Below are 16,397 nucleotides of genomic sequence, written 5' to 3' on the forward strand. Positions count from 1 at the left end.
TGCCGACAAGGATCGACATGAACATCTCCCCCCTGCGTCGTCCCTCCCTGCTCGTCCTCGCGGGCCTGGCTTCTGTGCTGCTGACCGGCTGCGGCGGCTCGTCTTCTCCCGCGACATCTCCCGAGCCGGCCGTGAGCGCGTCCACCGGCCCGGGCGCGGTCGCCGTGGTGACCTCCACCAATGTGTACGGCGACATCGTCCGGCAGATCGGCGGCGACAAGGTCGCGGTGACCTCGTTCATCGCCAGCCCCGACCAGGACCCGCACTCCTTCGAGGCCAACCCGCAGAACCAGCTGGCCCTGTCCAAGGCCAAGGTGATCATCGAGAACGGCGGCGGCTACGACGACTTCATGGACACGATGCGCGACGCCGCCGGCAACACCTCGGCCCAGGTGCTGAACGCGGTCGAGATCTCCGGGAAGACCGCGGCGGACGGAGAGGAGCTCAACGAGCACGTCTGGTACGACTTCCCGTCCGTCGCGCGACTGGCCGACTCGATCGCCGCCGCGCTGGGCAAGGCCGACCCCTCCGGAGCCGCCGCCTTCACCGCCGGAGCCGAAACCTTCAAGCAGGAGCTCAAGCCGCTGGAGGAGCAGGAGGCGGCCATCGCGCAGACCGCGAAGGGCACCGCCGTGGCGATCACCGAGCCGGTCCCGCTGTACATGATCGAGGCGTGCGGTCTGACCAACGCCACCCCCGAAGAGTTCAGCGAGGCCATCGAGGAAGGCAACGACGTCTCCCCCCGCGTCCTGCGGGACACCCTCGCCTTGTTCACCGGCAAGAAGGTGCAGGCCCTCGTCTACAACTCCCAGACCGCCGGCCCGGAGACCGAGAAGGTCCGCGAGGCGGCGACCGGCAACGGCATCCCCGTCGTCCCGGTCACCGAGACCCTGCCCTCGGGGAAGGACTACATCGGCTGGATGACCGCCAACCTCGACGCGCTCGGCAAGGCCCTGGGGCGATGACCGAACAGTCGGGAACCATCGCACCGCAGGTCGCCTCCACCAGCGGAACACCCGTCGTCCTCAGCCTGACCGATGCGGAACTGCGCCGTGGCGAGCGCGTGCTGTGGTCCGGGCTGGATCTGGAGCTGCGCCGCGGCGAGTTCATCGCCGTGCTGGGGCCCAACGGATCGGGCAAGACCAGCCTGCTGCACGCCATCCTGGGCCAGTTACCCCTCTCTGCCGGGACCCTGCTGATCGATGGCCGCCCGCCCCGGCGGGGCAGCGAGCTGATCGGCTACATCCCCCAGCAGCGCGCCGTCGCCCCGCACATGCCGCTGCGCGCCCGCGACCTCGTGCGGCTCGGCGTCGACGGCCACCGCTGGGGTCTGCCCCTCGGCAGCAGAGGGCTGCGGCGTCGCATCGACGAGCTGCTGACCGAGGTGGGCGCGCGCGCGTACGCGGACATGCCCCTCGGCCTGCTGTCCGGCGGCGAGCAGCAGCGGGTGCGCATCGCGCAGGCCCTGGCCACCGATCCCGCGCTTCTGCTGTGCGACGAGCCTCTCCTCTCGCTCGACCCGCACCACCAGCACGCGATCGTCGACCTGCTCGACCGGCGGCGGCGCGCTCATGGCACCGCAGTACTCTTCGTCACCCACGAGCTCAATCCGGTCCTGCCACTGGTCGACCGGGTGCTGTACCTGGCCGGGGGCCGATTCCGCGTCGGCACGCCCGACGAGGTGATGACGTCTTCCGTTCTGTCCGACCTGTACGGCGGCCCGGTCGAGGTGGTCCGGGCCCACGGCCGCTACCTGATCGCCGGCGCCCCCATCCCGCACCATCCCGATCCTGCTGGAGGCGTCCAGTCATGAGCACCGACATCTGGCACCAGATCTTCAACTACGACGACTACGGGCAGCTGCTGGCTCTCGTCGCCAACTCGATCATCGCCGCGGCCGTGCTGGGTGTGGTCGGCGGCCTGATCAGTACGTTCGTGATGATGCGGGATCTGGCCTTCGCCGTGCACGGGATCGCCGAGTTGTCCTTCGCCGGCGCGGCGGCCGCGCTCCTGCTCGGGGTGAACGTGGTGGCAGGATCCCTGGTCGGATCGGTCCTGGCCGCCGCGGTCATCGGTGCCATGGGGGTGCGTGTCCGGGACCGCAACTCCGCCATCGGCGTTCTGATGCCGTTCGGACTGGGACTGGGCGTGCTGTTCCTGTCGCTGTACAAAGGCCGTGCCGCCAACAAGTTCGGGCTGCTCACGGGGCAGATCGTGGCCGTGGACACCCCGCAGACGGCCTGGCTGATCGGAGTGTCGGTCGTCGTCCTGCTCGTCCTGGCGGTCATCTGGCGTCCGATGACCTTCGCCAGCCTCGATCCCGACGTCGCCGCCGCCCGCGGCGTGCCCGTTCGGGCTCTGTCCCCCGTATTCACCCTGGTGCTGGGTCTCGCCGTGGCCACGACCATCCAGATTGTCGGCGCTCTGCTGGTGCTCGCCCTGGTGGTCACCCCTGCGGCCGCCGCCACCCGGGTGACGGCCTCCCCTCGCCTGATCCCTCTGCTCAGCGTCCTGTTCGCCGTCACGTCCGTGGTCGGCGGCATCCTCATCGCGTTGGGCAGCAGCATCCCGATCAGCCCGTATGTCACCACCATCGCCTTCGTCATCTACCTGGCCTGCCGCGCTGTGGGCGCCGTACGCACCCGTAGCGGCTGGGCGCGCAGACCCCCGGCTGTGGTCGCCGGTTGAGGCGATGGTGAGCTCCGCTCCTCCCCGGCCCGGTTCACGCGACTGCCATACAGGACTATGACGGGGTCGCGTAGCGCCGATCCCAGGATCACCGCTGGGAAGTTCTGCCAGGATGAGGCACATGTCGGACCGGGTCGTGGTGGAGTCCTCGACAGAGATACCACCCCCAGAATGGGGCCGTAGATCGGCCGCACCTCCGGCGACGCCCTGGCTGTTCGCGCTCCTCGCCGCGCTTCTCGTCATCGGCCGCCTGGTGCTGACACCCCTGCTCACGGCCCCGGCGCTGCAGACCTGGGCGACCGTTTTCGTGGCGATCTGCGTTCAGGCGTTGCCCTTCCTTGTCTTCGGCGTGCTGCTGTCGGCGGCCATCGCGGCCTTCGTCCCGCCGTCGTTCTGGACGAAGGCCCTGCCCCGCAACCCCTACGCCGCGGTCCCCGTGGCGGGGGCGGCCGGAGCGGTGCTGCCGGGCTGCGAGTGCGCCTCGGTTCCGGTGGCCTCGGGCCTGATGTCGCGTGGGGTCACCCCGGCGGCCGCGCTGGCGTTCCTGCTGTCGTCGCCCGCCATCAACCCCGTGGTCGTGGTCGCCACGGCCGTGGCGTTCCCCGGACAGCCGATGATGGCCGTGGCCCGGTTCACCGCCTCGCTCCTGGTGGCGGTCGCGGCCGGTTGGCTGTGGCTGCGCTTCGGCCGGTCGTCGTGGCTGCGCGTGCCGTCCCGTACGGCCCCCGCCGGCTCGAAGTGGGCAGAGTTCCGCGACGCCATGCGACACGACCTCCTCCACGCGGGCGGATTCCTGGTTATCGGCGGGATCACGGCAGCCACACTGAACGTGGTGGTGCCCCGCACGTGGCTGACCTCGGTGGCGGACGTCCCCGTGCTGTCGGCGGTCGTGCTCGCGCTTCTCGCGGTCGTACTGTCGATCTGCTCGGAGGCCGACGCGTTCGTCGCGGCCTCACTCACCGCGTTCTCCCCCACGGCGAAGCTGGCCTTCCTGGTCGTCGGGCCGATGGTCGACCTGAAGCTCATCGCCCTGCAGGCGGGGACCTTCGGCCGGGCCTTCGCGATGCGGTTCGTTCCGCTGACGTTCCTGCTCGCGGTCGTGGTCAGCTCGGCGATCGGAGGAGTCCTCCTGTGAGCCGCATGTCCCAAAGTCTCGTGCTGACCCTGCTCGGCGGCGTCGTGCTCTGGATAACCGTCCTGACCACGTCGTACCTCAACTATGTGAAACCCGGTTTCCGCCCCTTCCTGCTCGCGGCAGGGGTGGTCGTCCTCACTCTCGGGATCATCGGCCTCGTCCAGGAGTGGCGGCGTCCGTACGCGAACGCTCACGACGAACACGTCCACGAAGGGCCGGGGAAGCAGGCCGAGGGTCACGACCATTCACGGGCGCCGAAGGTGGGCTGGCTGCTGTCCCTGCCCGTCTTCGCGATCGTCCTGATCGCGCCCCCCGCATTGGGCGCCTTCGCCGCTCGTAGTGAGGACGCGCCCATCCGGCCGCCGGCGACGACCGGCTCCTACGTCCCGCTCTCCGCGGAGAATGTCACCCCGATGGCCGTGGGCGAGTTCATCGGCCGGGCATGGGACTTCCGCAAGCGCACGCTCACCGGCAAAAAGGTCCGGCTGACCGGCTTCGTCGTACGGTCGAAGAAGAAAGACCGCTGGTACGTCACCCGCATGCAGATGAGCTGCTGCGCGGCCGACGCCATCGCCCTCAAGGTGGCTGTGTTCGGCGCCGCTCCGCCGCCCGACGACACCTGGGTCGAGGTGACCGGCACCTGGGTCCCGCCCAGGTCCCGCAAGATCCCGAACGGAACCGTGCCACCAGAGATGACCGCCATCCAGGTGACGGAGATCCCAGAACCGAGCGAGCCGTACGAGTAAGCCGCACCACACCCCAACTCTCCTCCGCCTTCCCACCCGACCCCCGCCGCCGGTCAATTCGTCCTCTCGCTGACGCCGCTTCCGGATGCTTCGCGAAGCAACGGACCGGTTTGGAGCTACGAGAAACAGGCGAGGGCACTCTGCTCGGCGAGACGGCTGATCACGGTTCGAGCACCAGGAACATCAAGCTGCCGGGCAGCGAAAGAGCGGGCCAACAGCTCCTCGCCGATCAATTCGTCGTACTTGTCGATCCTCTTGTCGGGGATCAGCCGAGCCAGATCGGTCGCTGTGGGCAGGTCGGATTCGCTCAACTCTTCCAGTAGGTGGGCGGTGGTCTGCGGTGAAGTTCCGGACAGTGCCAGTGCCAGCCCCTGCCGTTCCACAGTGACTCCCCTGCTGTGTAGGGTGAGCGCGATTGTCGTCATGATCGCGTCACCGCAGAACGGGAAGAGCAGGGTGTCGTTCCCGTAGCCCACGATCGGCTGAGCTTCCAGGCGGAAGCGGCGGTAGGCGGTGCGGCCCTGCTCCAAGAGGCGCTGGGCGGTCGCATCCAGATAGATCGGAACAGCGCTGTCCTCGTAGATGCGCCGCATCTCGGTCCGAATGCGGTCGTGTACCTCCGGGCCGGTCCCGGTGAAGCGCGGCGGGCGTCTGCCTGATGCTCGCGCGACCTCGATGACCTTCGCCCGCGTGTCGACGGCGAGGACCCGCCAGCGCCGGCCTGCGAAGATCAGCAGAGCGCCCTCGGGAAGTGACTGTTCGATCGGCAGGCTACCGAGAGTCCGTCCCCCATGCACGATGCGGTATTCGGTGGGAGCCGCGAAGGCGGCGTAGAAGGTGTAATGGTTGACCAGCTTCTCCCCCGCGTCACCGTGCAGGAGGAGGCCGTCGGTCTCCTGCCGGATGAGCGTCGCGTTGCCGAGGTCGCGCAGCAGCGCGGCGAAGGTCGCCGCGTGGACCAGCCGAAACGGCCCCTGGACGCAGAGCGTTCGGTAGGCGTCGTTCGGGGTGATGCCGCCGTGTTGGGCGACCAGCGAGAGAATCAGCGGGCAAGTGCCGTTGCCAGCAGTGCAAGAACGCCTATGCGGTTTATCGCGCTGAACGCCGCTCTTCCGGCAAGGACAACCCCCGCCGACCACGCCGCTGGGACACCGACGGGCATATCCCCCGTCGCTGGTTCCGCGACCAGATCTGGCGGCCGGCGCTGGCCGCCTCAGGCCTGGAGTTCGATGCACGACCTCCGCCACGCTCATGCCTCGTGGCTGCTGGCCGGCGGCGCCGACCTTCAGGTCGTCAAGGAGAGGCTCGGCCACGGCAGCATCTCCACCACTGAGAAATACCTTCACACGCTCCCCGATGCCGACGACACCGCACTGGACGCCCTTGCCCGCACTCGCGCCGATCTCGCCGGGCGTAACGAGACCGTCGCCATCGGGTTCACGCGCGGCCTGAGCAGGTGGCGTCCACTTCCGTTGACGCGGGCGGCAGCTGCCTGTGCGATCATGATTCGGTTGTTCACTCGCATTGATCTATCCGCAGCGGAATGATGACGTTATGTCACCGCGTGGAGCGAGGTGGGCCGGAGGGGTTGTGGCTGTTGTGGCCGTGGCCGGCTTGGTGGGCGTGCAGCCGTGCGCCAGGCCTGGGAATGGGCGGCTCCCATTAAGGCGTAGCCGACAATTCCCGATACCCAGGGTGCGGCAGGGAAGTCGTCGTCATGTGAAAGGCCCGTCACTATCTCTGCTCCGGAGTCAGGACGTGTCGGGTCCGGTCCCCGATCCAGGCCGCTTCGAGGATCGCGGTCAGGCTGGCGGTGTCGGTCGGGCCTGGATGGTTCTGGATCAAGCGGGTGACGCCACTGGCCATCTCCGCGAAGCGCGGGAGGTCGGCGCGTGCCACGCCGATGTCCGCCAAGGTGGTAGGGATGCCGATGTCGGCAAGGAGCCCGTCGAGCCAGGTGAGGAACGTATCTGCGGCCTCGGCATCCGAGGCGTCGGTCACGTCGAGCCCGCACACCCCGGCGAGGATGGCCAACCGGTCGCCGATGGCATCCTTGGCCGCGTCCAGCGCGTAGGGCAGCAGCAGCCCGACGCCCAGGCCGTGCGGTGTGTGGGTGGCTGCGCCGATGGGGTACTGGAGGGCGTGCGGAGCCGCGTTGCCTGCGTGGGAAAATGCGAGCCCGGCTAGCATGGACCCATAGGACATGTCCGCGCGCGCGTCCTTGTCGCCTCCGTCCCTGACAACACGGGGCAAGCTGCGGGCGATCCGCTCCGCGGCCAGGAGCGCGTAGTGATCGGTGATCGGGTTGCGGCCGAGGAAGACCTGCTCCACCGGGTCGCGCGGTCCGTGGGCCCGGGGTCGCGCGGTGTAGCTCTCCACCGCGTGACAAAACGCGTCGATGCCGGAGTGGGCAGTGACGGTCGCAGGGCAGCTGTAGGTGAGCTCGGGGTCGACGATGGCGAAGTCGGGCACGATGTGGACGCTGGAGACCCCCACCTTCAGCTCGCGGTCCGGGTCGGTCAACACCGAGACGGGCGTGAGCTCGGAGCCGGTGCCTGACGTCGTCGGGACCGCGACGAGAGGAATCGTCGGTCCCGGCACCTTCGACTCGCCGTAGTAGTCGCGCGGCGTCCCACCGTGGCGCCGGATGACGCCGACGATTTTGGCGAGGTCGATCACCGTGCCACCCCCGATGGCGAGGATTACGTCGGCGTCCACCTCCGCGGCGACCGAGACGGCCAGGGCGACATCGGCGAGTGGCACGTCCGGAGTCGCGTCGGCGAACACCCCGACGACTGCGACCTTCTCCCGCACGGCGGCCACGATCTCGGCCACGCCCGGCTGCCCCAGAAGAACCCGGTCGGTCACGATGAGGACTCGCGAGCCACACTCGGCCACCACTCGTGGGATGTTCTGCGCGACCCCTTCGCCCACTATCAGCTGGCGTGGTCCACGGACGGTCTCAAGCATGTCAGTGCCTCTCTGGAACGTCGGCGGTGATTTGCTGGGCGGACGTCCAGGTCACCTGCGAGACCGGGACGGCGTCGGCATGGTTGGCTGCCGGGTGGCGCGGGCGCGCGCCGGGCTCCCAGGCTCGGTCGTGCCCGGGCGCCCTCGGGTCCATCGCGATGAAGACGTCGCCCTTGGTGGGCGGGCCAGCCGGGTCGAGGGTCCCGCGGACATCGTCGCCAAGGGCGGTACGAGTCATGGTCGCGACCAGCACCTCGATCATGAGCCCGAGGCCGTAGCCGTTGGGGCCGCCGAAAGGGCTGATCGCCCCATCCACCGCCGCGGCCGCGTCTGTGGCGCGCACACCGGCGGAGTCGACGGCGTCCCCGGGCGCCGGCGGAGGCGTGCCGACCATGACCCGGGTCCCGCCCCACGGGTGGAGGCCGGTCAGGTCATGTGTGCACAGGGCGCGGTGATCCTCGGCGGGCGCCCGGAGCAGCAGGCCGGTCACGGTAGGTCGATCGCCGCGTAGGTGACGTCGAGGTACTCAAGGATGCCCTCGTGCGACCCCTCCTTGCCGATCCCGGACTGCTTCACGCCTCCGAACGGAGCTGACGGGTCCGAGATCAGACCACGGTTGATGCCGACCATCCCCGTCTCCAGCCCCTCGGCGAACCGGAGCGCCCGCTGGAGGTCACGAGTGAAGACGTATCCGGCCAGGCCGTGCTCGGTGTCGTTGGCCTTCGCGATCACCTCGTCGTCGGACGTGAACGAGATGATCGGCGCCACCGGGCCGAAGATTTCCTCCTGCAGTATCTGCGCGTCTTCGGGCACGTCGACGAGGACCGTGGGCGGGTAGAAGTGGCCCGGCCCATCCGGACGCTCGCCGCCCACCAAGGCACGCGCGCCGCGATCGACCGCGTCGGCGACGAGCTCGTCGATCTTGGTGACCGAGGCCTCGTCGATCAACGCCCCGACGTCCACGCCGTCGTCGAGACCATGACCCACCGAGAGCGCGCCCATCCGCTTGGCGAAGCGCGCCGTGAACTCCTCGCGCACCGGCTCCTCGACGTAGATTCGGTTGGCCGCGATGCAGGACTCCCCGATGTTGCGCATCTTGGCCACCATGGCACCGTCGAGCGCGACGTCCAGGTCCGCGTCGGCACACACGATCAGAGCCGCGTTGCCGCCCAGTTCCATGGAGGTGCGCAGCACGTTGTCCGCCGCCTGTCGTAGCAGCACGCGCCCGACCTCGGTCGACCCGGTGAACGAAAGCTTGCGGGTCCGACGGTCGGCCAGCAGAGCGGAGACCACCTCGCCGGAACGCTTGGTCGTCACGACGTTGACGACGCCCGGGGGAACGCCGACCTCCTCCATGATGTGGGCCAGGAACAACATGGTGAGTGGCGTCTGGGCGGCCGGCTTGGTGATCGTCGTGCAGCCCGCCGCCAGCGCAGGAGCGATCTTGCGGGCACCCATGGCCAACGGAAAGTTCCAGGGCGTCACGAAGACGCACGGTCCGACCGGCTTCGGCACGGTGAGGATGCGATATTTACCAGCGGGAGCGGTGTTGTAGCGCCCCTCGACGCGCACCGCCTCCTCGGCGAACCAACGGAAGAACTCGGCGCCGTAGGCCACCTCTCCCCGAGCCTCGGCGAGCGGCTTGCCCATCTCGAGCGTTATCAGCCGGGCGACCTCCTCGGATCGCTCGGTCAGTGCCCGGTACGTCGCGGTCAACAACTCTGACCGTTTGCGCGGCGGGGTCGCCGCCCACTCCGCCATCGCCTTGCTCGCCGCGTCCAGAGCGGCGAGCCCGTCAACGACGCCGGCGTCCGCCACCTCGGCGATGGTCTTGCCGGTCGCCGGGTCCTCGACGGCGAAGGTGGCTCCGCTGGCGGCGTCGCGCCAGGCGTCGCCGATCCGGAGCCGCCGGTGCTCGGGGGCCAGGACGTTCATCGGGTCGCTCATCGCGTCGCCTCCTGTGATGTTCTTGGTGATGTCCAGCGTGACCTCAGCGATCGCGCCACGCGCGTCGACGAACGGGTCACACGACCTCGTCGGGGTCGAGGTTGCCGAGCGGGTCGAACGTGGCCTTGGCCCCGGCTGCAGGGCGACGCCCCGCGCCCCCGATCGCCTTCTCGGGCCATGGCTGCTTCAGCGTCGTCAGGCCGTGCTCACCGGTGACGGTCCGCCGAGGCTCGATTGCCACGTGCGGGCGCATGTCGACGTCGCCGCCCTGCGCGATTACCTCCCGGCCTCGGACAGCGCCAGCCCGGTGCCCGCATCGAACAGGTGCGCACGGTCCAGGTCGACCGTGACATGCAGCCGCTCGCCCGGCGTACCGGTGAAGGTGGGTCGTGCCTTGACCTTGAGCATCTCCGTTCCCACTTGGACGTCGACCACCGTTCGGTCACCGAGCGGCTCAAGGCCGTAGAGCTCACCCGGCAACAACGCGTCCCCACGCTGCTCGACGGACAGGTCCTCCGCGCGCAGGCCCAGCAGCAGCGGACGACCGTTCTCAGCCGTGGTCCAGCGGGGCCGCGGCAGCGTCCAGCCTTCCGCCCCGACCAGACGATCTCCCTCGGCGCGGCAGGCGAGCAGGCTGATCGACGGGCTCCCGACGAAGCCCGCGACCCACTGGTTGGCCGGACGCTCGTACACCTCGGCCGGCGTTCCGACCTGCTGCACCTTCCCCTCCTTGAGGACCGCGACCCGGTCGGCCATGGACAGGGCCTCGACCTGGTCGTTGGTCACGTAGACGAAGGTCCCCCCGAGGCTCCGGTGGATGCGGGTGAGCTCGGTGCGCATCTCGACGCGGAGCTTGAGGTCGAGGTTCGTCAGCGGCTCGTCCATGAGAAACGCGCGCGGGCGACGGACCAGCGCCCGGGCCAGGGCGACACGCTGCATCTCACCGCCCGACATCTGCGCGGGACGACGCTGCAGCAGACGTTCGATGTGCAGCAGGCTCGACATCTGCTCGACGGCAGCGGCGATCTCGCTCGAAGAACAGCGGCGGGCCCGCAGCGGCGAAGCGATGTTCTCGTACGCCGTGCGTCGCGGGTAGAGGGCGTAGCTCTGGAAGACCATGGCCAGGTCGCGTGCGGCCGGGGTGTCACCGGTCGCGTCCCGCCCGTCCAGATGCACCGACCCGGCGTCAAGCTTCTCAAGGCCGGCGATCGCTCGCAGGGTCGTCGTCTTGCCTGCCCCGGAGGGCCCGAGCACGACGAAGAACGAGCCGTCCGGCACGTCCAGCGTCACCCCGTCCAGAGCCTGGACCTTACCGAAGGACTTTGACAGCCCGTGCACTGCCACGGTTCCCATCAGGCCACCAGCTCTTCCGTGTCCACGTCGTAGACCGGCGGGGGCCCGCCGGTGTGCCGCAGCCCAACCGGTGCGTCAGCGGCGAAACGGACAGTCGGTGGCATCCGAACCCGTACGTCGCGCTGGCCACCGTGGTCGACCACGTAGATGATTTCGTCGCCCAGCCACTCCGCCGAGACCACGCGGGCCGGGACCGAACCTTCCGCCCCTGGTTCTGTGACTTCCAGCGCCTCCGGCCGGACGCCTGCGACCAGGCGACGGTCGCGCGGCAGGCCTGGCGGTGGCGTGAGGACCAGTCCGCCCTGACCGCGCAGCTTCCCGTCGGCAACCTCCACCTCGATCAGGTTCATCGGCGGGGAGCCGATGAACGCGGCGCAGAAAAGACTCGCCGGACGGTCGTAGACCTCCAGCGGCGTGCCGATCTGCTCGACGCGGCCCTTGTTGAGGATGGCGATTCTGTGCCCGAGCGACATCGCCTCGACCTGGTCGTGGGTGACGTAGACCATCGTCGTCCCCAGTTCCCCCTGCAGGTGCTTGATCTCCGTGCGCATGTCCGCCCTCAGCTCCGCGTCCAGATTGGTGAGGGGTTCGTCCATGAGGAATGCGCGCGGTCGTCGCACCAGGGCGCGAGCGAGCGCGACGCGCTGCTGCTCCCCGCCGGACAGCCGGTGCGGTCGCCGGTCCAGGAGCGGACCAAGCCGCATCAGCCGGGCGGCCTCGTCGACCCGCTCCTGCACCTCCGCCTTGGGCAGTCCCTCGGCCCGCAGTGGGAACGCCAGGTTGTCGCGGGTTCTCAGATGCGGGTAGAGAGCGTAGAACTGGAACACCATGGCGATGTCCCGCTCGGCGGGCGGCAGGTCATTGACCAGCGTGTCGCCGATGCGGATGTCGCCCGACGTCTGCCTCTCCAGGCCGGCTATGGCCCGCAGCGTGGTCGTCTTGCCGCAACCCGAAGGGCCGAGCATCACGAACAGCTCGCCGTCGCCGATGGACAGGTCCACGTGTTCGACTGCGACCGTCCCGTCCGGGTAGCGCTTGTGCAGGGTGGTCACCTCGATGCCCGCCATCAGCGTCGCACCGCCCCGAGCGTCACACCGGCGACGAGGTGCTTGCGCACCAGGTAGGCGAAGACGAGCACCGGTAGGGCGAACACTACGGAGGCGGCGGCCACGAGACCCCAGTCCGTAGTGGTTCCACCGATGAGGCCGGCGATGGCGGGTGGGGCCGTCCGTACGCTGTCGCTGGAGGTGAGGAAGATGGCGAACACGAACTCGTTCCACGAGAAGATGAGTGCGAAGACCGCCGTCGCGGCGATGCCGGGCAGGAGAAGGGGAAGGGTGAATTTCCGGAACGCCTGCAGGCGGGTGTAGCCGTCGAGCATGGCGGCATCCTCGTACTCTGCGGGCACCTCGTCGACGAACCCCTTCATCATCCAGATCGTGAACGGGACGTTGAACGCGGTGTAGATGAGGATCAGGCCGAGCTTGTTGTCGATGAGTCCGAGTTGGCGGTACATGAGGAAGATCGGGATCACGACCACCACGGGCGGCATGAAGCGGGTGGACAGGATGAAGAACAGTTGGTCCTTCTTGGCCTTCACGGAGAAGCGTGAGTAGGCCCAGGCCGCCGGGACCCCCAGCACGGTGGCCAGCGCCGTGGAGACCCCGGCGACCACGACGGAGTTGAGGAACGAGACGGACAAGGCCGAGCGACCGCCGCCGGAGGCGACGAACACGTCCTTGTAATGGTCCATCGTGACCTTGAAGTCGAAGAACTTGGCCGGGATGGCGTAGACGTCCCGGTTCTCCTTGATGGACGTCTCGATCATCCACAGCACCGGAAAGAGCATCACGACGGCCAGCACGGTCAGCAGCGCGACCTCCAGCACCGAGCGGCCCCGGCCGCCACGGCGCCGCGCGGGGGGCGTGTGATCCCGGCCAGGACCTGTGGACACGGCCTCGTCGACGGAGACGGCCATCAGTCCTCCTTGAGCTTGTTCAAGTAGCGCAGGTAGAGCTGCGTGAGGACGAGGACGACGAGGACCATGAGGATCCCGTACGCCGAGGCGGTTCCGGTGTTGAAGCCCAGGAACGCGACCTTGTAGACGTGGAACGACAACGTCTCGGTGGAGACCCCCGGACCTCCGCTGGTGAGGATGTAGACGAGGTCGAACAGGCGGAAGGCCTCGATGGCCCTGAACAACACGGCAATGAGGAGCAGCGGCCACACCAACGGAAGAGTGATGGTGCGGAACCGGAACCACTCGGACGCCCGGTCGATCGAGGCGGCCTCGTACAGGTACTTGGGGACCGCGGTAAGGCCCGCAAGTGCGATGAGCATGATGAACGGCGTCCATTGCCAGGTGTCGACCACGATCAGGGAAAGCAATGCCGTTCCCTGCCGGGTGAGCCACTCCACCTTCCCCAGGCCGAGCGAGCCGAGCATGCTGTTGATCACACCGAACTGCGCGTCGAGCATGAATCGCCAGAACAGCCCGACCACGACCGGTGACAGCATCATCGGAACCAGGAACAGAGTGGTCAGCAGTCCTCGCCCGTGCGTGCGCCGTGAGATCAGGTAGGCGATGGTGAAACCGAGCACGGTCTGCAGGGCGACCGCGCCGACCACGTAGATCAACGTCGTAAAGGCCCTCAGGTGGACCTGCGCCGACGTCAGGATGGCGGTGTAGTTCTCGAACCAGACGAAATGGGCGGGCCCCCCGCGGGTGGCCGAGTAGTCGGTGAAGGACAGGTACAACGCCCACAGCAACGGGAACACCGACATGGCGAGCAACAGCAGCAACGCGGGGGAGATGAAGGCCCCGGCGAGCCAGCGGTCGCTCAGGCGGCGGGACCGGCCCGGTGCAGGCGGCGTCGCGGACGCCACCTGTCCGGGCTGGTCGATCGTCAGAGGGACGGGGTCACTCACAGTCCGCCGCCGCCCTTGCGGCCGCTGGAGTCGAGCACGGCCTGCTGCTCCTTGGCGATGTCGTCGAGCGCGTCCTTGGGCTTCTTCGCGCCGTTGAGAGCCGCGTTCACGTTGGTGTTCTCAATGTCGATGAGGCGCGCGTACTCGGGCACGTTCCACATGTCCCGCATCCGCGAAACCGAGTCGGCGTACACCTTGTTGAACGGCCCGGCATTGAGGAACTCGGGCGACTCCAGGGCGTCCGTACGCGATGGCACGCCACCAGCCGCCGCCCACTTCTTCTGGATGTCAGCCTGCTCGAACCACTTCATGAAGTTCAGGGCCTCCGCCTGGTTCGCCTTCGGGGAGTAGGCCGACACATGCATCCCCATGCCGCCGAGAGGCACCAGGTTCGTCTTCTGGCTCGGCAGGGGGGCAAAACCCAGCTTGTCGAGAATCTGCTCCCGCGTGGTGCCGAGCGTCGACTGCTTCGGGTCGAGCAGGCCGCCGCTCGCGGCGATCCAGTTGAACGCGATGCATGCCTTGCCCTGGGCGACCGCCGCGTTCACCTCGTCGATGAACCAGTTGCCGGAGCCCTTGGCGGTCAGCGGCTTCATCTTGTTGACCAGGACGTCCATCGCCTCCTGGCCCGCGGCGTCGTTGACGACGCCGTCGATCTTGCGCGCCTTGGCGTCCCAGAGGTTGCCGCCGTAGACGCCGTTGACCGTGTTGTAGGTTACGGCCGCGGCGTCGGAGCCGTTGGCCTGGTGGAAGGCCAGCCCGCTGACGCCGGGGTGGTCCGCCTGGCACTTCTCGGCGACTGAGATCATCTCGTCCCAGGTCTGCGGTGGCTTTTCACCGATCAGGTCCTTGCGGTAGATCATCGTCCAGGTGTCGCCGAGCAGCGGCAGTCCGTACATGCTGGCGTTTTCGTCGCGCTTCCCGGTCTCCGCCTGGGGGTACTGGCCGTAGGCCGCCAGGAGGTACGGGTTGTAGGCCTTGACATCGATGTTCTTCTTGACGAAGTCGGTGATGTCGAGGATGTTGCCGTTCGTCACGGCCTCGCCGATGTGTTGCGAGTCCAGGATCGGGATGTCGAAGTCGGTCTTGTGCGCGGCGAACTGGGTGAACATCGCGTCGTGCCAGTTCGCGTTCGGCACGGTGTTGACCTTGATGGTCACGTTCGACCGCTCCTTGGTGTACTCCGCGTTCGCGAAGTCTTCCAGCGCGTGGGCGGGGGGCCAGTCGAACCAGATGAAGCTGAGGGTCAGCGGGTCCTTGGTGAGCTCCGGGATGGTCGCCGGCGCCTTGGGGGCGCTCGCGCTCGCGCCGTCGTCCTGGCCGCAAGCCGCCACGGCCGTGGCCAACAACATGGCCGCCGTCGCCAGCCGCACCTTTCGACCGGGAACGGACAGTCGTCCTATTCGCTTCGGATACCGCATCCTCTTGCCTGCTTTCTGGGTGGGGACTTCTGGAGCCTTGCTGCGTGCTTCGCCGAGCAGTTGGGGGGTTGTTCAGGCGTGTTGCCGGCTGTCGCAGGGGCTGACCCGCAGACCGGCGTCACGACTACGCCGCGACGTGATGGGGCTTCAAGCAGTCGAGAAGCTCTTCGGTCCTTGTGCGGCCCAGCGGCGAATCGAGTAGGACGTCGAGCATGCTCATGGGAGCCCCAACTGATCGAAGCGGAGCGATGGCGGGCAGTTCCGCGATGGGTGAAGGATGGCTGGCATCCGCCACCTTTCCTATACGATCCGAATGGGGGCGTCAACATCCCGCAGCGTTGCGACCGATGTCAACAGGTTCCCGAGGACGTAAGAAAGGACCTCACGTCAATATGGACGACGAAGCGATGATCGCGCGGCGCCACGGGGCCATGACGGGCGGAACGCCGCCGGGAAGATCTCGCGGCCGGCTTGCCGACGAGGTGTACGACACGCTGCTCGGACAGCTGATGTCGCTACGGATCGAGCCTGGCTCCCGCGTCACGATCGACGCCCTGGCGCGAGAGCTGGGGGTTTCGCAGACGCCGATCCGAGACGCTCTCAACCGCATGGAGGCCGAGGGCCTGGTCGTGCGTGTGCCCCATGCCGGCTATCGCATTCCCCCCCAAATCACCCGTGACCGATTCGAGGACATGCTTGAGCTCCGCCTGCTCCTCGAGCCGGCAGCGGCGCGCAGATCCGCCGAACGCGCATCCCCGCAGCAGGTGGCCGGTCTGCGACGAATGCTGGAGGAGATGGCGGAACTGGAGGGGGGCAACGGGATTATGGCCTATGGCGCCTTCGGACTACGCGACGCCGCTTTTCACGATCTCGTCGCCCTGAGCGCGGAGAACCAGGTCATCCGCGAAGCGCTCGCTCGCCTGCACACGCACGTGCACCTGTTCCGGCTTCTCCACGACACCCAGGTCACTCACTTGGCCATGGCCGAGCACGAAGAAGTCGTGGCCGCGATCGCCGCACGTGACCCCGACGCCGCCGCCTACGCCATGCGTCGGCACATCCTGCTGTCCGGCGAGCGGTTCCGACGATTGTTCGATGAGGTCAAGGATGCGGACGAATGGCGGTAAAGGCTTGACGGGCGGGCTGGCCCGAGGAATGCTGACTCAACCGGATCGGATCGGATTGGATCCATCTCACCCGCCCCAGTTG

General features: G+C 68.1%; 17 protein-coding genes. 7 read left to right on the forward strand and 10 right to left on the reverse strand.

Features of this window, described 5'->3' with window-relative positions; translation table 11 throughout:
* The first annotated feature begins 17 nt into the window (after positions 1 to 17).
* The 5 genes from ACQEVJ_RS28185 to ACQEVJ_RS28205 all read left to right on the forward strand — a co-directional run bounded on the left by ACQEVJ_RS28185 (position 18) and on the right by ACQEVJ_RS28205 (position 4,569).
* Complete coding sequence (locus ACQEVJ_RS28185) at positions 18 to 965, forward strand: metal ABC transporter solute-binding protein, Zn/Mn family (RefSeq protein WP_433106131.1); 948 nt, start codon at positions 18 to 20, stop codon at positions 963 to 965.
* Positions 962 to 1,813: a metal ABC transporter ATP-binding protein gene (locus ACQEVJ_RS28190; RefSeq protein ID WP_433106133.1), complete on the forward strand. Its 852-nt coding sequence runs from the start codon at positions 962 to 964 to the stop codon at positions 1,811 to 1,813. Before ACQEVJ_RS28185 ends, ACQEVJ_RS28190 begins: the two co-directional genes overlap by 4 nt.
* Positions 1,810 to 2,688 (forward strand): metal ABC transporter permease, encoded by an 879-nt coding sequence (locus ACQEVJ_RS28195; RefSeq protein ID WP_433106135.1) that lies wholly within the window; start codon positions 1,810 to 1,812, stop codon positions 2,686 to 2,688. The genes ACQEVJ_RS28190 and ACQEVJ_RS28195 overlap by 4 nt, the downstream gene beginning before the upstream one ends.
* A gap of 112 nt (positions 2,689 to 2,800) precedes the next feature.
* Positions 2,801 to 3,823 (forward strand): permease, encoded by a 1,023-nt coding sequence (locus tag ACQEVJ_RS28200; protein ID WP_433106137.1) that lies wholly within the window; start codon positions 2,801 to 2,803, stop codon positions 3,821 to 3,823.
* A 5-nt stretch (positions 3,824 to 3,828) separates the two neighbouring features.
* Entirely contained in the window at positions 3,829 to 4,569 is a 741-nt protein-coding gene (locus tag ACQEVJ_RS28205; protein WP_433106139.1) for a TIGR03943 family putative permease subunit, read from the forward strand.
* Between the two features lie 116 nt (positions 4,570 to 4,685).
* On the opposite strand, the gene ACQEVJ_RS28210 is transcribed toward ACQEVJ_RS28205, so the two are convergent.
* Positions 4,686 to 5,708 (reverse strand): hypothetical protein, encoded by a 1,023-nt coding sequence (locus ACQEVJ_RS28210; RefSeq protein WP_433106141.1) that lies wholly within the window; start codon positions 5,706 to 5,708, stop codon positions 4,686 to 4,688.
* 90 nt (positions 5,709 to 5,798) lie between these two features.
* On the opposite strand from ACQEVJ_RS28210, the gene ACQEVJ_RS28215 reads away from it, so the two are divergent.
* Positions 5,799 to 6,116 carry a tyrosine-type recombinase/integrase gene (locus ACQEVJ_RS28215; protein ID WP_433106143.1) on the forward strand — a complete coding sequence of 106 codons (318 nt, stop codon included), beginning with the start codon at positions 5,799 to 5,801 and terminating at the stop codon, positions 6,114 to 6,116.
* A gap of 187 nt (positions 6,117 to 6,303) precedes the next feature.
* On the opposite strand, the gene ACQEVJ_RS28220 is transcribed toward ACQEVJ_RS28215, so the two are convergent.
* The 9 genes from ACQEVJ_RS28220 to ACQEVJ_RS28260 form a co-directional block, all read right to left on the reverse strand.
* Positions 6,304 to 7,539: an iron-containing alcohol dehydrogenase gene (locus tag ACQEVJ_RS28220; protein ID WP_433106145.1), complete on the reverse strand. Its 1,236-nt coding sequence runs from the start codon at positions 7,537 to 7,539 to the stop codon at positions 6,304 to 6,306.
* A gap of 1 nt (position 7,540) precedes the next feature.
* Positions 7,541 to 8,029: an Ldh family oxidoreductase gene (locus tag ACQEVJ_RS28225; protein ID WP_433106147.1), complete on the reverse strand. Its 489-nt coding sequence runs from the start codon at positions 8,027 to 8,029 to the stop codon at positions 7,541 to 7,543.
* Positions 8,026 to 9,486: an NAD-dependent succinate-semialdehyde dehydrogenase gene (locus ACQEVJ_RS28230; RefSeq protein WP_433106149.1), complete on the reverse strand. Its 1,461-nt coding sequence runs from the start codon at positions 9,484 to 9,486 to the stop codon at positions 8,026 to 8,028. Before ACQEVJ_RS28230 ends, ACQEVJ_RS28225 begins: the two co-directional genes overlap by 4 nt.
* Positions 9,487 to 9,562: 76 nt before the next feature.
* Positions 9,563 to 9,727 carry an FAD-linked oxidase C-terminal domain-containing protein gene (locus ACQEVJ_RS28235; protein ID WP_433106151.1) on the reverse strand — a complete coding sequence of 55 codons (165 nt, stop codon included), beginning with the start codon at positions 9,725 to 9,727 and terminating at the stop codon, positions 9,563 to 9,565.
* 35 nt (positions 9,728 to 9,762) lie between these two features.
* Positions 9,763 to 10,839 (reverse strand): ABC transporter ATP-binding protein, encoded by a 1,077-nt coding sequence (locus tag ACQEVJ_RS28240; RefSeq protein ID WP_433106153.1) that lies wholly within the window; start codon positions 10,837 to 10,839, stop codon positions 9,763 to 9,765.
* Positions 10,839 to 11,906, reverse strand: coding sequence for an ABC transporter ATP-binding protein (locus tag ACQEVJ_RS28245; protein ID WP_433106155.1), 1,068 nt, complete (start codon positions 11,904 to 11,906; stop codon positions 10,839 to 10,841). The genes ACQEVJ_RS28240 and ACQEVJ_RS28245 overlap by 1 nt, the downstream gene beginning before the upstream one ends.
* Positions 11,906 to 12,817, reverse strand: a complete 912-nt coding sequence (locus tag ACQEVJ_RS28250) for a carbohydrate ABC transporter permease (protein ID WP_433106157.1) — start codon at positions 12,815 to 12,817, stop codon at positions 11,906 to 11,908. The genes ACQEVJ_RS28245 and ACQEVJ_RS28250 overlap by 1 nt, the downstream gene beginning before the upstream one ends.
* A complete protein-coding gene (locus ACQEVJ_RS28255) occupies positions 12,817 to 13,767 on the reverse strand; it encodes a carbohydrate ABC transporter permease (protein WP_433106159.1) in 951 nt (316 codons plus the stop codon). The genes ACQEVJ_RS28250 and ACQEVJ_RS28255 overlap by 1 nt, the downstream gene beginning before the upstream one ends.
* Positions 13,764 to 15,140, reverse strand: a complete 1,377-nt coding sequence (locus ACQEVJ_RS28260) for an extracellular solute-binding protein (protein WP_433106161.1) — start codon at positions 15,138 to 15,140, stop codon at positions 13,764 to 13,766. The genes ACQEVJ_RS28255 and ACQEVJ_RS28260 overlap by 4 nt, the downstream gene beginning before the upstream one ends.
* 440 nt (positions 15,141 to 15,580) lie before the next feature.
* Here ACQEVJ_RS28260 and ACQEVJ_RS28265 point away from each other — a divergent pair, with 440 nt between their 5' ends.
* Positions 15,581 to 16,315 (forward strand): GntR family transcriptional regulator, encoded by a 735-nt coding sequence (locus ACQEVJ_RS28265; RefSeq protein WP_433106163.1) that lies wholly within the window; start codon positions 15,581 to 15,583, stop codon positions 16,313 to 16,315.
* Positions 16,316 to 16,397 lie beyond the last annotated feature (82 nt).

The sequence above is a fragment of the Microbispora sp. CA-102843 genome (assembly GCF_050936215.1).
Classification (GTDB): domain Bacteria; phylum Actinomycetota; class Actinomycetes; order Streptosporangiales; family Streptosporangiaceae; genus Microbispora.

Bases quoted from the DNA above. Each gene is read 5' to 3' on its own strand.
- ACQEVJ_RS28185 (WP_433106131.1), top strand. From the start codon at position 18: ATGAACATCTCCCCCCTGCGTCGTCCCTCCCTGCTCGTCCTCGCGGGC.
- ACQEVJ_RS28190 (WP_433106133.1), top strand. From the start codon at position 962: ATGACCGAACAGTCGGGAACCATCGCACCGCAGGTCGCCTCCACCAGC.
- ACQEVJ_RS28195 (WP_433106135.1), top strand. From the start codon at position 1,810: ATGAGCACCGACATCTGGCACCAGATCTTCAACTACGACGACTACGGG.
- ACQEVJ_RS28200 (WP_433106137.1), top strand. From the start codon at position 2,801: ATGAGGCACATGTCGGACCGGGTCGTGGTGGAGTCCTCGACAGAGATA.
- ACQEVJ_RS28205 (WP_433106139.1), top strand. From the start codon at position 3,829: ATGTCCCAAAGTCTCGTGCTGACCCTGCTCGGCGGCGTCGTGCTCTGG.
- ACQEVJ_RS28215 (WP_433106143.1), top strand. From the start codon at position 5,799: ATGCACGACCTCCGCCACGCTCATGCCTCGTGGCTGCTGGCCGGCGGC.
- ACQEVJ_RS28220 (WP_433106145.1), bottom strand. From the start codon at position 7,539: ATGCTTGAGACCGTCCGTGGACCACGCCAGCTGATAGTGGGCGAAGGG.
- ACQEVJ_RS28230 (WP_433106149.1), bottom strand. From the start codon at position 9,486: ATGAGCGACCCGATGAACGTCCTGGCCCCCGAGCACCGGCGGCTCCGG.
- ACQEVJ_RS28240 (WP_433106153.1), bottom strand. From the start codon at position 10,839: ATGGGAACCGTGGCAGTGCACGGGCTGTCAAAGTCCTTCGGTAAGGTC.
- ACQEVJ_RS28245 (WP_433106155.1), bottom strand. From the start codon at position 11,906: ATGGCGGGCATCGAGGTGACCACCCTGCACAAGCGCTACCCGGACGGG.
- ACQEVJ_RS28250 (WP_433106157.1), bottom strand. From the start codon at position 12,817: ATGGCCGTCTCCGTCGACGAGGCCGTGTCCACAGGTCCTGGCCGGGAT.
- ACQEVJ_RS28265 (WP_433106163.1), top strand. From the start codon at position 15,581: ATGGACGACGAAGCGATGATCGCGCGGCGCCACGGGGCCATGACGGGC.